Consider the following 13,792-nt stretch of genomic DNA (forward strand, 5'->3'; position numbering starts at 1 on the left):
GTGTGAAAGAAGGCTATGAAGAATATTATTATCGGAACGGCCGGACACATTGATCATGGTAAGACGACACTGATCAAAGCACTGACCGGAAGAAATACAGACCGCTGGGAAGAAGAACAGCGCAGAGGAATTACGATCGATCTGGGGTTTACCTATTTTGATCTGCCGGGCGGAGACCGTGCGGGGATCATCGATGTACCCGGACATGAGAAATTTATCAACAATATGGTTGCCGGAGTTGTCGGAATGGACCTGGTACTTCTGGTAATTGCAGCGGATGAAGGAATCATGCCGCAGACAAGAGAACACATGGATATTTTGAATCTTCTCGGAATTGAGAAGAGTATCATTGTGCTGAATAAATGTGATCTTGTGGATGAAGAATGGCTGGAGATGATGGAAGAAGATGTGCGGGAGGAGCTTTCCGGTACTTTTCTGGAACATGCACCTCTGATAAAGGTATCTGCAGCAACGGGTGAAGGGCTTGGTGACCTGGTGAAAGAGATTGAGCATCAGACCAGAGATGAAGTTGTGCAGAAAGACATCCATACCATTCCGCGTCTGCCGATTGACAGAGTGTTCTCCCTGTCGGGATTCGGGACGATCATCACCGGAACACTGGTGTCTGGAACGATTACAAAAGAAGATACGCTTCAGATGTACCCGGTCGGAACAGAATGTAAGATCCGGAGCATCCAGGTGCACGGGGAAGATAAAAAAGAATGCTATGCCGGACAGCGCGTGGCGATCAATCTTTCAAATGTAAAGAAAAAAGAGATTAAAAGGGGATGTGTGCTGGCACCTCTGAACAGTATGAAGAATACAGATCTTCTCGATGTAAAGTTAAATGTGCTGGATTCATCCGTGAGAATCCTTACGAATCACACCCGGCTGCATTTCTTTACAGGAACCAGTGAAGTCCTGTGCCGTGCGGTACTTCTGGACAAAGAAGAGATCGGACCGGGGGAAAGCGGATATGTACAGCTCCGGATGGAGGAAGAAGTTGCTGTAAGACGTGGCGATAAATTTGTCGTACGTTTTTATTCTCCGATGGAAACCATTGGCGGCGGCGTCGTTCTGGAGCCGAATCCGAAGATTAAGAGAAGATTCCAGCCGGAAGTGATCGAAGAACTGAAACGGAAAGAAGAGGGGTCATCTGCGGATGTGATCGAAATGCATGTGAAGAGTCATGCAGATACCCTGATCACAGTCTCTGAACTTGCGAAACTGACGGCACTTTCACTCGAAGAGGTAGAACAGGATGTAAAAGAACTGGAAGGGCAGGGAAGTGTATATGTATTTCCGATGAGGAAAGATACATATGTATGGCACTGCGATTCGGCAAGAGAGTCAGAACACATTTTGCTGAAAGCTCTGACAGAATACGAAGAGAAGTATCCATACCGCTACGGAATCAAGAAAGCACAGGTACAGACGACGTATTTTAAAAAGGTAAAACCGAATGTATATGACAGAATCCTGACGCTCCTGGAAGAACAGGGAAGTTTGAAGCGAGTGGATGAATTTTTGAGCACTCCGGGATATGAAGTGAGAAAAGATAAGATCTATGACAGGGTATCGGAGTTTTTGCTGGATACATTTAAGAAGGCCGGGTTTGACTTTGCAAGATATTCCGAGATCACATGTAAAGATGTGCCGCAGGAGATCATGGATGATATCCTGAATATCTTATTAGAAGAAAAGCAGATTGTAAAAATAAATGATGAAATGTATACACTGACTTCTTATATGGAGACTGCGAAAGAAAAGATCAGAGAACATCTGAAAGAAGATCCCCTGATCACGATCGCACAGGTGAGGGATATGTTTGCGACAAGCAGAAAGAGCGCAAAACCGATCCTGGAATACATGGACAGTATTAAGGTAACGAAGAAGACAGGAGCAGAGAGCGAAAGGGTGGCATACTGATGAATCTGAAACAATTAGAAGCTTTCGTTCAGGTAGCAGAGGGAGGCAGTTTTTCAAAGGCAGCAAAGCAGCTGTTCCTGACACAGCCGACCATCAGTGCACATATTTCGTCACTGGAGAAAGAACTGAATGCAAGGCTTTTTGTAAGAAACACAAAAGAAGTAAAATTATCGGACGATGGAAAGGATCTGTACCGCTATGCGAGACAGATGATCGATCTGCAGAAAAAAATAGAAGAACGGTTTGAAACAGGAAAAGAAGAGAGCAAGCATCTGATCACGATTGCAGCATCTACGATTCCGGCACAGTATATTCTTCCGAAAATTCTGATGAAATTCAATGAACGGTATCCGAAAGAACAGGTTAAACTTCTGGAGACAGACAGCAGTCAGGTGGTTACACAGATTATTGATCATATGGTAGATGTCGGATTTACCGGTACGGTTCTGGAGAAGAAACACTGTAAATATATCCCATTTTATAAAGATGAACTGGTTGTGATCACACCGAATACGGAGAAATATCAAAAGCTGTTGGAAGATATGCCGGATGATATCAGCTGGATTGGCGGGGAACATCTGATCATGCGTGAGGAAGGTTCCGGTACAAGAAAAGAAGCAGGAAAACAGCTCCGTGCGGCAGGAATCAATCTGGATAAGCTTAAGATTATCGCCAGTATCGAGAATCAGGAAACCATAAAAAAATCAGTCAAACAGGGAATGGGGATCTCTGTGATATCCAGGCTTGCGGCAGAAGATGAAGTGAAATATGGAGATCTTCTGGCATTCTCAATCCCAAAGGCAGATCGGGGACGGGATATCAACCTGGTATATAATAAGAATTATCAGATGTCAAAAAGTACCGAACGCTTTGTAAAGATAGTAAAAGAAGTATACGGAATTGAAGAGTAAGCGATAATACGATTGATAACATGAACCCACTGTAATAATAGAAAAAATCTATTAATACGGTGGGTTCATATAATGTTTCAATTAGACGAAAAGAGGAAAATGGACTATACTGAAAGCATATGAATAATGTACAAATTTGTTCGGAAATAAATGAGTATTGTATAAACGGGGTGTTTTTATAATAATACTTGAATCATATGCGGGGAAGATATTAGGAGGAATCAAGTATGATATATATGGATAATGCTGCGACGACAATGCATAAGCCACAGGAAGTGATCGATGCAGTAGTAAACGCTATGAATTCAATGGGAAATGCCGGCCGCGGTGCAAGTGAGGCGGCACTCAGTGCATCCAGGGTTATCTATGATACAAGAGACAGACTGGCGGAATTGTTTGGGGCAGAAGATGCAAGACGGATTGCATTTACTTCGAATTCGACAGAGAGTCTGAATATTGCAATAAAGGGAAGCCTGAATCCGGGAGATCATGTGATCACAACTGTTTTGGAACACAATTCGGTGCTGCGTCCTTTATATGAGATGGAGAAAAATGGAGTAGAACTTTCCATTATAAGGTGTGATGAGAAGGGAATGCCTGACATTAGTCAGATGGAAGCTTCGATAAAAGAAAATACGAAGATGATCATTTGTACAAATGGATCGAATCTTACAGGGAATTATGTAGATGTATCAGTCATAGGGAAGATGGCGCATGCACATGGACTGATGTTTGTGGTAGACGCATCTCAGACAGCAGGGGTTTTCCCGATTAATGTGCAGGAGATGAATATTGATATTCTGTGTTTTACCGGACATAAAGGACTGCTTGCACCACAGGGAACAGGTGGAATATATGTAAAAGAAGGAATAGAGTTAAGACCGCTGAAGACAGGCGGAAGCGGGATCCAGACATACAGTAAGGAACATCCGGTACAGATGCCGACAGCTTTGGAAGCAGGAACATTGAATGGGCATGGCATTGCGGGACTGCATGCGGCTCTTGGGTATCTGAAAAAAGAAGGAATAGACAATATCCGCAGAAAAGAGCAGGAACTGATGTGGAGATTTTATAACGGGGTAAAAGATATCCCGGGCGTTAAGATTTATGGGGATTACAGTCAGAAAGAACGCTGTGCGATCGTAACTTTGAACATCGGTGATTATGATTCTTCAGAAGTGAGTGATGAGCTTCTTATGGAATATAACATTTCTACCAGATCAGGAGGACATTGTGCACCGCTTATGCATAAAGCACTCGGAACGGTAGAGCAGGGAGCTGTGAGATTCAGTTTCTCGCATTACAACACGGAGGAAGAAGTGGATGCAGCGGTAAGAGCTATCCACGAACTGGCAGAAGAACCGTAAATATGTATGAAAAATGATATAAATTCATAAAAAAGTATGTCAGGCATAAGTTATGGGGAAATGCAAAAATGAGAGTGTAGGAGGAAATACGAATGAATTTATCAGATTCAAAGAAAAAACTGGCGCTGGCCGGTGTTGTATGTGGTATTGTAGCGGCATGCCTCGCAGCACTTGGAAATCCGGCAAACATGGCATTCTGTATTGCATGCTTTATCCGCGATACGGCAGGAGCAATGGGACTGCATCAGGCGGAAGTGGTACAGTATGCAAGACCTGAGATCATCGGACTTGTACTGGGAGCATTTATCATTTCTGTGGCAACAAAAGAATATCGCTCAACGGCAGGATCATCTCCGATGATTCGTTTTGTACTTGGTGTAATCATTATGATCGGTGCACTGGTATTCCTTGGATGTCCGCTCCGTATGGTGATCCGTATGTCAGCAGGTGATCTGAATGCATGGGTTGCATTTGTTGGCTTTATTCTTGGAGTTGGAACAGGAGTGTTTGCATTAAAGAATGGTTTCAGCCTTGGAAGAGCACATATTACAAATAAGTCAAGTGGAGCAGTGCTTCCGGCGGTCGTTGTTGGAATTCTTATCCTTGCCACATGTACAACGCTTTTTAAAGCAAGCCAGGCAGGACCGGGAAGTATGCATGCACCAATCATCGCATCTTTAGTAGGCGGACTTGTATTCGGTGCATTTGCACAGAAGTCAAGAATGTGTTTTGCGGGTAGTATTAGAGATATCATCCTGATGAAGAACTTCGATCTGATCAGCGTGATTGCAGGTTTATTTGTTGTTATGCTGGTATTCAATATTGCGACAGGACGTTTCGTGGTAGGATTCAATACACCGGGAGTCATCGCACATTCGGAACATTTGTGGAATATCCTGGGAATGTACACTGTGGGATTTGCAGCAGTTCTTGCAGGTGGATGTCCGCTTCGTCAGCTGATCCTTGCAGGGCAGGGCTCTTCGGATTCGGCTGTAACGGTTGTCGGAATGTTTGTCGGATCTGCAATCTGCCATAATTTTGGACTTGCAGCAAGTGGAACAGCTCTGAATCCAGAGACGAAAGAAGTGGTAGCAGGTGCGGTACCGGTAAATGGAAAAGTGGCATGTATCATCTGTATTGTGATCTGCTTCATTATAGCATTTACAAATAAGAGAGAAGAAGCAAAATAAGATTGAAATATGTGTAAATACATAGTATTCTAGGAAAGAAGGAATTAAATTATGAAAGAAGTAGATGCAAGAGGTCTTTCTTGCCCGGAACCTTTGATGCTGACAGCAGAGGCATTAAAAGGAGCAGCAGGACCTGTGAAAATTCTTGTCACAGAGCCGCATCAGATGATGAATGTTGAGAAATTTGCCAAAGATAAAGGTAAAAAGCCAACATCTGTGCAGAAAGACGGTTACTACGAAGTGGTGATTGAGTAAACATGAGAAAAAAAGTAATGAAACTTGTTGTAACATTCCATACAACATCGGATGCAATGGCGATGGAAAAGATATGCAAGGAAAGAAGTGTGCCGGGAAGACTGATTCCGGTTCCGAGAGCAATTTCAGCGGGCTGTGGACTTTCCTGGTGTGCAGACCTGACAGACAGGGAACAGATTCTTGATGTGATGAAAGATGTCGGAATCGAACAGGAAGATGTTCATGAATGTCTGGTGTAGTAAAAGGCGATGCTAATAGAGGAGAAGATACGAAATCTTCTGTTAGCATCGCCTTTTTGATATTAAATTCCTTCTACAAATGTGTCCAGTACATGAGGCAATAGTTTGTCAGAACGTTCAGTCAGTGAGAATTTACCTTTAAACAATGCCCAGTCATATAAAAGAGCCCGCTCGTACATAGCATAGATATCCATGAGTTCAGCGGCGGTGCTTGTACTTTTGAATTCTCCTTTGGCAAGCCCCTCTTCCATAATTTCTGTAAGCCATTTGAAATAGATCCGTTTCTTGTCGGAAAGGGATTTCTTGTCTTTGGTGATCAATTGCGAAGAATAAAGGTATGCAAGCAAATGGATATCCACGCTGGTCTCGATCATGTAGAATAATTCGTGATTCAAAAATAATAGTTTATCATAACTGGAAAGATTCGGATCGATCACGGCGGCAAGGTCTTCGTATTTCTGATCAAAAAGATAGGAAAGAGAGTTTAAAAGCGCTTCTTTTCCTTTAAAATAATGGTAAAATGTGCCTTTTGATGTTTTGGCGGCATTGATAATATCTTCTACAGTGGTCTGTTCATAACCGTTTTTGTAGAAAAGATTCCAGGCTGCTTTGACAATACGGCTTTTTGTGGATCTGCGTTTACGCGGCATTCGGATCATTCCTTTCTCTTGGTATTTATATAACAGGAGAACACGCCCGGATAATAGTTCTCTGAACATGAAAACGCTGTCTAAGTAAAAAAATAGAAGCGGATCATATGAATCCGCTTCTATCATCATATATGATAATGCAATCTAATTCAACCCCGAATATGCATTAACCTACAAGGAAACCATATTTTAATGGATCTGTAGAGTCAATTAAGTAAGTAGCAACACCTGTAAGATATGCACTTCCTGTGATCATTGGGATTACTGCATCGTAATCACCGATCTTAGTTTCTTCTTTGATCACACCTTTGAAGCGTGTTCCCATGAAACTTTCATAAATAAATTCTTCGCCGATTCCGAGTTCGCCCCATCCGTGAAGAGTAGCAAGTTTGGCACTTGTACCTGTTCCGCAAGGTGAACGGTCAGCCTGAGCATCTCCGAATACAACAACGTTTCTCATTGTAGCCTGATCCGGATTCGGTGTTGGTCCGTAGAACTCAACCAGGTCAACTTCTGTGATGTCCAGAGTTGGATGCTGGATCTTAACTTCTGCGTTGACTTTATCACGAATCTTCATTCCGAGTTCTGTATAAGCAGGAACTGTCTTAGCGTTGATTTCGCCAATGTCAAGCTTTGTAGTATCAACCAGTGCGAAGAAACTTCCACCGAAAGAAATAGTATAAGGAATGTCTACTCCGTCGATATTAACTGTTAAGTTGTCTTTGTAAATGAATGCAGGTACGTTTGTAAGAGTTACATCTGTTACCTTTCCGTCTTTTACATGAGCTTTTGTTCTGATGATTCCTGCAGGAGCATCCAGAACAACTTCGTTCTCTCCTTCGTGGCATTCAACAAGACCTGCTTCAAGGGCTACTGTAACAGCTCCGATCGTACAGTGTCCGCACATGTTCAGGTATCCGCCTGTATCCATGAAGATTACCCCAAGATCTGCTTCTTCGTGGATCGGCTCACAAAGGAAAGCACCGAACATATCGTGATGTCCTCTCGGCTCCAGCATTAATGCTGTACGAACGTGGTCGTATTTTTCCTCCATCCATTTTTTCTTTTCGATCATTGTGCTGCCTTCTGGCTCAGGGAATCCTCCGATGACCATACGACAGAACTCACCGGCTGTATGAGCATCTACAACCTGAAGTGCCTCTTCAAACCGGTCGAAGTTAACTTTTGCTTCTAACTTCATAATCCTTACCTCCTTATGATTTTCTTATAGAAACAATCTATAAGTTTTTATAAAAACACATTGAAAACATCTATATTTTCGTAGTGCCTTTTTCTATGGGTAAAAAATAAAAATATAAAATTAACAAATATTACGATATAAAATTAACAAATAGACTATGTTCTAGTATCGTGTTCAATCTGTTGATTTCATTATGTACGAAATCCCTTGAAAAGTCAATGATTTTTTGGTATTATAAAAATAAATAAAAGTGTTGAAAAATAAGGATAAATGTGATATGGTTAATAGGCACATGGGGGTAGTTGGGTAACTGGTGTGCCTCCTAGTCTTCAAAACTAGTGTAGGGCGTTAAGAGCGTCCTGGGTGGGTTCGATTCCCACATGCCTCCGCCAAAAAAACAAGCAATTCTGTTAAAAAAATGGCGAAGATGAATTTATAGAATTTATCTATAATGAAAAAAATGTGAATAAGTAAACGAACTGTATAGTTTCGTTTTGACTTAGATAAAATATTTAAAAAGGAGAAGTGTGTCATGGGAAATGTACAGATGTTATTACGCCAGCATGTTGGCGCTCCTTGTGCACCATGTGTAGAAGTTGGTGCTGAGGTGAAAAAAGGTACTCTCATTGCTACACCAACAGGCCTGGGAGCTAACATTTTTTCAAGCGTGTATGGAAAAGTAACAGAGATTACAGAAGACCGCATCATCATCGAGCCGGCCGCTGAACAGCCGGATGAATTCGTTCCTGTTACCGAATCAGTAGAAGGTATCACAGATGAGTCATCAAAGCTTGATCTGGTGAAAGCAGCCGGAATCGTAGGAATGGGAGGAGCTGGATTCCCGACAGGAGTAAAACTTAATATTAATTTAGAAGAAACTCCGATGGGTGAGCTTGATCCTGAGATCAACCCAGAGCTTCCGAAAGACTTCAAACTGGATTGTGGATACATTCTTGTAAATGCAGCTGAATGCGAACCGGGACTGGAACACAACACAAGACAGATCGAAGAGCAGAGTGATAAATTAATCCGTGGTATTAAATATAGTATGGAAATCACTCACGCAAAGAAAGCAATTATTGCTATTAAGAAGAAACATCATAAAGCAATCAAGGTATTACAGAAAGCTCTTGAGAATGAGCCTGATATCAAGATGCACCTGATGGCTGATATCTACCCGATGGGTGAGGAACGTGCAGTAGTAAGAGAGTGTCTTGGGGTATTACTCACAACTACACAGCTTCCATCAGCAGCTAGATCTGTTGTTATCAATGTAGAAACTGTCTGTAAGATTGCTGAAGCGGTTGATGAAAAGAAACCTTGTATCAGCAAGAATATGACAGTCCGTGGTAAATTAAACGGTGGAAATGAAGCACATGTATTCTTCGATGTACCGGTAGGTGTAAGCGTTGGAGAGATGATCGAAAAAGCCGGCGGAATCGACGGAAAATATGGCGAGATCATCATGGGTGGAGCTTTCACAGGAAAGTCTACTACATTAGATGCACCAACAACCAAGACGACAGGAGCAATCCTTGTAACAGTCGAGTTCCCGGATCTCCACGGAGCAACAATGGGAATTCTTGTATGTGCCTGCGGCGGAAGCGAAGAGCGTATGCGTGAGATCGCTTCTAAGATGAATGCAAAAGTAGTATCTATGTGCAAATGTAAACAGGCAATTGAAAATAAACCGGGAGCACCACTGAAGTGCTTAAGACCTGGTAACTGTCCTGGACAGGTTAAGAACAATATGCAGTTCAAGAAAGACAAATGTGAATACATTCTGATCGGTAACTGCTCAGACTGTTCAAATACTGTAATGGCGTCAGGACCGAAGATGGGACTGAAAGTATTCCATCAGACAGACCACGTTATGAGAACAGTTGGACATCCGCTGTACAGAAGCCTGAAGGTTTCAAAAGAAGTAAGTCAGGATATTGATTTTTAATCACTGTCCGAAATGACACAATATTATCAAAATTATATTATGGTATTACTGTTGCGTACAATGAGGTAGAAGACCCCCGATTCTTTTGCCCGCCAGAAGTAATTGAGAGGTTCTTCTGAATGTTGTATGTAACTGTATATATATTAAAATTACAATATCCCGTAAGGGACAATGTACCGAAACAAAACAAGGAGGGAAAACAATATGTCAATCACAGCTGAAACAGCAAAAGCACATGCTCATGATCCTGCAGTACTGTGCTGTAGAGCAGAAGCTGGTATCACAATTGAACCGGCGAACCTCGAAGATCCAGCAATCTTTGATGATCTGGTAGATTCAGGATTATTAAACCTGGACGGATGCCTTACTATTGAAGAAGTACTGGGTGCAAAACTTACAAAAACATGTGATTCTCTTTGCCCGTTAACAAATGATGTTCTGGATGGTGTAAAAGCACCTACAACTCCAGCAGAAGAAAAGGCAGAGGAAGAAGCTCCAGCAGAGGAAGCTGCACCGGCAGCACCAGTTGCAACAGCAGCAACAGTAGCTGGAGGAACACTCAAGATCCATATCGGAGAAGGAAAAGATATCAATCTTGAAATTCCGGTTGGAGCTCTTGGAGCAACAGGAGAAGCAGTAGCAGAAGTACCTGCAGCAGCAGTAGCAGCTACAGCAACAGCAGAAGCACCTGTTGAAGAAACAAAAGTAGTAGGAACATTAACAAGAAGACACATTAAGATCACAGAGGTTAAGAGAGGACCAGAGACAAAGATCGAAGGAACAACTCTTTACATCCGTGAAGGAATTGAAGCAGAAGTAATTGCTAATCAGGAACTGGTTAAAGATTTCCATCTTGAAATCATCACTCCTGACCAATACCACACATACTCAGAGACAATCATGGATGTTCAGCCAATCGCTACAAAAGAAGGCGATGCAATCCTTGGTGAAGGCGCAACAAGAGTACTTGACGGCGTTGTTATGATGCTGACAGGAACAGATGAAGGCGGAGTTCAGATTGGTGAGTTCGGTTCTTCAGAAGGATACCTTGACGAGAACATCATGTGGGGACGTCCTGGATGCCCGGATAAGGGAGAAATCTTTATCAAAGGTAACATCGTAGTTCAGGAAAAGACTAACATGGAACGTCGTGGACCTATGGCTGCACATACAGCATTCGATATCATTACTCAGGAAATCCGTGAAGTAATGAAAGAATTAGATGACAGCTTCATCGTTGAAGACGAAGAACTGAAATCTATCCGTCGTCCAGGTAAGAAGAAAGTCGTAATCGTAAAAGAGATCATGGGACAGGGAGCTATGCATGATAACTTCATCCTTCCTGTAGAACCAGTTGGTATCCTTGGCGCAAGAGCTAACGTAGACTTAGGAAACGTACCTGTATGCGTATCTCCACTTGAGGTACTTGATGGATGTATCCATGCATTAACATGTATCGGACCTGCATCTAAAGAGATGTCAAGACATTACTGGAGAGAGCCACTTGTACTTGAAGCTTTACATGATGAAGAAGTTGACCTTTGCGGAGTTGTATTCGTAGGATCACCTCAGATCAATGCTGAGAAGTACTATGTATCTCGTCGTGTAGGACATACTGTAGAAATGATGGATGTTGACGGAGCTTTCGTTACAACAGAAGGATTCGGAAATAACCACATTGATTTCGCAAGCCACATCGAGCAGATCGGTATGAGAGGAATTCCTGTAGTAGGACTTTCATTCTGCGCTGTTCAGGGTGCACTTGTTGTTGGTAACAAGTACATGCAGTACATGGTTGACAATAACAAATCAGAGTCTGGTATCGAGAATGAGGTACTTGGATGTAATACACTTTGCCAGGAAGAGGGTATCCGTGCTCTTGCTATGCTGAAAGCAGCTATGGCTGGTGAAGAAGTAAAGGCCGCTGAGAAGAAGTGGAATCCAAACGTTAAATCTACAAACGTAGAGCTGATCGAAGCAGCTTGCGGTAAGAAGATTGAACTCGTAGACAACGAACAGTCTCTGCCGATGAGCCAGAAACGTAAAGAAAAATACGACTAAGATCGGGTGTTATCATAATGGATAATGAACGTTTACACTATGGCGATAAGATCATTTATATGGAAGGTGTGATCGTAGATGTTGATGACTGTAGCATCAGCATCGACTTGAAAGGACGTCTGGGGTTCTTTAAAGCTCCGAAGAGAATGTTCATCTGCGATACAGAACCGAAAGTAGGTCAGGAAGTTGGCTGGAACATGAGTTTTCCGGAACAGCTCGGACCGGAAGTAAATGAGAAATACGTCAGCAATATTGAAAAAGAACGTCGCAAACAACAAGAAATGCAAGCACGTTTGGATGCTAATAAGGAGGATTAAAAATGAGTTTAACGGTTGTTAAAGGCTTACAGTCTGAAATATTCGTTCCTATTACTCCACCGTCAGTATGGGCTCCTGTAACAAAAGAGTTAAAAGATATGTCTATCGCTCTTGCAACAGCAGCAGGTGTTCACAAGAAGAGCCAGGAGAGATTTAACCTTGCTGGTGACTTCACATGGAGAAAGATCGAAAACACTACACCATCTAGTGATCTGATGGTATCACACGGTGGATATGATAACAGTGATGTTAACAAGGACATCAACTGTATGTTCCCAATTGACAGAATTCATGAATTAGCTGCAGAAGGATTTATCAGAGCTTGTGCTCCTGTACATGCTGGATTCATGGGTGGTGGTGGAAACCAGGAGAAATTCAAACATGAAACTGGTCCTGCTATCGCTGAAATGTTCAAAAATGAGGATGTTGACGCAGTAATCCTCACCGCTGGCTGAGGTACCTGCCACCGCTCTGCAGTATTGGTGCAGAGAGCGATTGAAGAAGCTGGAATTCCTACAATTATTATTGCAGCTCTTCCACCAGTTGTTCGTCAGACTGGTACTCCTCGTGCGGTAGCTCCGTTGGTACCTATGGGTGCTAATGCGGGTGGTCCTCACAACGTAGAACAGCAGACACAGATCGTAAAGGCAACTCTGGAGCAGTTAGAGAAAATCGAAACTCCAGGAAAGATTGTTCCGTTGCCATTCGAGTATGTTGCTAAGATCTAATTCTATTTAAGGAATATTGTTGATCTTAAGAAGGGCAGATGTATTTTGCATCTGCCCTTTTTTAAAAAAAGAATGAGACAATATATTGGAATTTCTTGCAGTATATTGTATACTAGAGACATGGAGAAGGCATAGAAAGGGGCAGAGATATGCTTAATTTCCTGAATGGTACAGGAAAGAGATATGCCTTAAGAATATAGGAGGTGACATGATGGCTGAGAAAGAGATAGACTTAAGACGCCTTGTGATCAAAGCATTTCATATGACAGATGTGGAATGGGGTGAACACAATAATATCACAACGGATGGACATATGACAGTCAGTAAAGAGATGATCGATCAGCTTGTTGCACAGGATGATTGTATTGAGAAGATTGATATTCAGATCATAAAACCGGGAGACCACGACAGATGGACGAACACGATCATGGATATCATTCCAATCTCAACAAAAGTGCTTGGTAAATTGGGAGAAGGAATTACTCACACCATAACCGGTGTATATGTAATGCTGACAGGCGTTGATGTGAATGGAAAGCAGTGTCACGAATTTGGTTCATCGGAAGGGAATCTGAAAGAACAGTTATACTTAAACCGTGCAGGTACACCGGGAGATGATGATTATATCATTTCTTTTGATGTTACATTTGCGGCCGGAATGGGACAGGAGAGACATGGACCATTTACTGCGCACAGATTGTGTGATGAATTTATTCAGACATACAGGGATAAACTGAAAAAGTTCAAAGGGGACAAGTGTACGGAACGGCATGAATATCATGATAAGGTGAGACCTGGAAAGAAGAAGGTTGTCATTATCCGTCAGGTTGCAGGTCAGGGAGCTATGTATGATACGTGGATGTTCCCGGATGAACCGTCAGGGGTTGAAGGCGGACGTTCAATTATCGATATGGGTAATATGCCGGTTATGATTACTCCAAATGAGTACAGAGACGGTATTATCCGTTCGATGCAGTAATAATAGGAGGTGCAGAA

At 42.4% G+C, this 13,792-nt stretch carries 13 protein-coding genes and 1 tRNA gene; 12 read left to right on the forward strand and 2 right to left on the reverse strand.

Annotation, left to right across the window (positions count from 1 at the left end; genetic code table 11):
• Window positions 1-15: 15 nt before the first annotated feature.
• From selB to GT508_RS04965, 6 genes are all read left to right on the forward strand, one after another.
• Window positions 16-1,929: a selenocysteine-specific translation elongation factor gene (gene selB / locus GT508_RS04940; protein ID WP_161143697.1), complete on the forward strand. Its 1,914-nt coding sequence runs from the start codon at window positions 16-18 to the stop codon at window positions 1,927-1,929.
• Complete coding sequence (locus GT508_RS04945; protein ID WP_161143698.1) at window positions 1,929-2,840, forward strand: selenium metabolism-associated LysR family transcriptional regulator; 912 nt, start codon at window positions 1,929-1,931, stop codon at window positions 2,838-2,840. The genes selB and GT508_RS04945 overlap by 1 nt, the downstream gene beginning before the upstream one ends.
• Before the next feature lie 227 nt (window positions 2,841-3,067).
• Window positions 3,068-4,207, forward strand: a complete 1,140-nt coding sequence (locus GT508_RS04950; protein ID WP_028088477.1) for an aminotransferase class V-fold PLP-dependent enzyme — start codon at window positions 3,068-3,070, stop codon at window positions 4,205-4,207.
• Between the two features lie 92 nt (window positions 4,208-4,299).
• The gene (gene yedE / locus GT508_RS04955) at window positions 4,300-5,397 is read left to right on the forward strand and encodes a YedE family putative selenium transporter (protein WP_055283698.1); all 1,098 of its coding nucleotides are present in this window, start codon (window positions 4,300-4,302) and stop codon (window positions 5,395-5,397) included.
• Window positions 5,398-5,448: 51 nt separating this feature from the next.
• Window positions 5,449-5,652, forward strand: a complete 204-nt coding sequence (locus tag GT508_RS04960; RefSeq protein ID WP_028088475.1) for a sulfurtransferase TusA family protein — start codon at window positions 5,449-5,451, stop codon at window positions 5,650-5,652.
• A gap of 2 nt (window positions 5,653-5,654) precedes the next feature.
• Window positions 5,655-5,891: a DUF3343 domain-containing protein gene (locus GT508_RS04965; RefSeq protein ID WP_028088474.1), complete on the forward strand. Its 237-nt coding sequence runs from the start codon at window positions 5,655-5,657 to the stop codon at window positions 5,889-5,891.
• 62 nt (window positions 5,892-5,953) lie between these two features.
• On the opposite strand, the gene GT508_RS04970 is transcribed toward GT508_RS04965, so the two are convergent.
• Both GT508_RS04970 and GT508_RS04975 read right to left on the reverse strand, forming a co-directional pair.
• Window positions 5,954-6,541: a TetR/AcrR family transcriptional regulator gene (locus tag GT508_RS04970; protein WP_028088473.1), complete on the reverse strand. Its 588-nt coding sequence runs from the start codon at window positions 6,539-6,541 to the stop codon at window positions 5,954-5,956.
• Window positions 6,542-6,707: 166 nt separating this feature from the next.
• Window positions 6,708-7,742 (reverse strand): proline racemase family protein, encoded by a 1,035-nt coding sequence (locus GT508_RS04975; protein ID WP_044919936.1) that lies wholly within the window; start codon window positions 7,740-7,742, stop codon window positions 6,708-6,710.
• Window positions 7,743-8,036: 294 nt separating this feature from the next.
• Between GT508_RS04975 and GT508_RS04980 the strand changes: the two genes are divergently transcribed.
• The 6 genes from GT508_RS04980 (at window position 8,037) to prdD (ending at window position 13,775) form a co-directional block, all read left to right on the forward strand.
• A tRNA-Sec gene (locus GT508_RS04980) sits at window positions 8,037-8,134 on the forward strand.
• A gap of 140 nt (window positions 8,135-8,274) precedes the next feature.
• On the forward strand, window positions 8,275-9,690 hold the full coding sequence (gene prdC, locus GT508_RS04985) for a proline reductase-associated electron transfer protein PrdC (protein WP_028088471.1): 1,416 nt from the start codon (window positions 8,275-8,277) through the stop codon (window positions 9,688-9,690).
• A gap of 204 nt (window positions 9,691-9,894) precedes the next feature.
• Window positions 9,895-11,751 carry a D-proline reductase (dithiol) proprotein PrdA gene (gene prdA / locus GT508_RS04990; RefSeq protein WP_117597706.1) on the forward strand — a complete coding sequence of 619 codons (1,857 nt, stop codon included), beginning with the start codon at window positions 9,895-9,897 and terminating at the stop codon, window positions 11,749-11,751.
• A gap of 17 nt (window positions 11,752-11,768) precedes the next feature.
• Entirely contained in the window at window positions 11,769-12,068 is a 300-nt protein-coding gene (locus tag GT508_RS04995) for a CBO2463/CBO2479 domain-containing protein (protein ID WP_028088469.1), read from the forward strand.
• A 2-nt stretch (window positions 12,069-12,070) separates the two neighbouring features.
• Window positions 12,071-12,796, forward strand: coding sequence for a D-proline reductase (dithiol) protein PrdB (prdB, locus tag GT508_RS05000; RefSeq protein ID WP_117597705.1), 726 nt, complete (start codon window positions 12,071-12,073; stop codon window positions 12,794-12,796).
• A gap of 211 nt (window positions 12,797-13,007) precedes the next feature.
• Window positions 13,008-13,775, forward strand: a complete 768-nt coding sequence (gene prdD, locus GT508_RS05005; RefSeq protein ID WP_028088466.1) for a proline reductase cluster protein PrdD — start codon at window positions 13,008-13,010, stop codon at window positions 13,773-13,775.
• Window positions 13,776-13,792: the final 17 nt, after the last annotated feature.

This window comes from Dorea sp. BIOML-A1, assembly GCF_009875615.1.
Lineage (GTDB): Bacteria > Bacillota > Clostridia > Lachnospirales > Lachnospiraceae > Dorea_A > Dorea_A amylophila.

Excerpts from the sequence above, each read along its gene's own strand:
- selB (WP_161143697.1), top strand. The coding sequence starts at position 16 with ATGAAGAATATTATTATCGGAACGGCCGGACACATTGATCATGGTAAG.
- GT508_RS04945 (WP_161143698.1), top strand. The coding sequence starts at position 1,929 with ATGAATCTGAAACAATTAGAAGCTTTCGTTCAGGTAGCAGAGGGAGGC.
- GT508_RS04950 (WP_028088477.1), top strand. The coding sequence starts at position 3,068 with ATGATATATATGGATAATGCTGCGACGACAATGCATAAGCCACAGGAA.
- yedE (WP_055283698.1), top strand. The coding sequence starts at position 4,300 with ATGAATTTATCAGATTCAAAGAAAAAACTGGCGCTGGCCGGTGTTGTA.
- GT508_RS04960 (WP_028088475.1), top strand. The coding sequence starts at position 5,449 with ATGAAAGAAGTAGATGCAAGAGGTCTTTCTTGCCCGGAACCTTTGATG.
- GT508_RS04965 (WP_028088474.1), top strand. The coding sequence starts at position 5,655 with ATGAGAAAAAAAGTAATGAAACTTGTTGTAACATTCCATACAACATCG.
- GT508_RS04970 (WP_028088473.1), bottom strand. The coding sequence starts at position 6,541 with ATGCCGCGTAAACGCAGATCCACAAAAAGCCGTATTGTCAAAGCAGCC.
- GT508_RS04975 (WP_044919936.1), bottom strand. The coding sequence starts at position 7,742 with ATGAAGTTAGAAGCAAAAGTTAACTTCGACCGGTTTGAAGAGGCACTT.
- prdC (WP_028088471.1), top strand. The coding sequence starts at position 8,275 with ATGGGAAATGTACAGATGTTATTACGCCAGCATGTTGGCGCTCCTTGT.
- prdA (WP_117597706.1), top strand. The coding sequence starts at position 9,895 with ATGTCAATCACAGCTGAAACAGCAAAAGCACATGCTCATGATCCTGCA.
- GT508_RS04995 (WP_028088469.1), top strand. The coding sequence starts at position 11,769 with ATGGATAATGAACGTTTACACTATGGCGATAAGATCATTTATATGGAA.
- prdD (WP_028088466.1), top strand. The coding sequence starts at position 13,008 with ATGGCTGAGAAAGAGATAGACTTAAGACGCCTTGTGATCAAAGCATTT.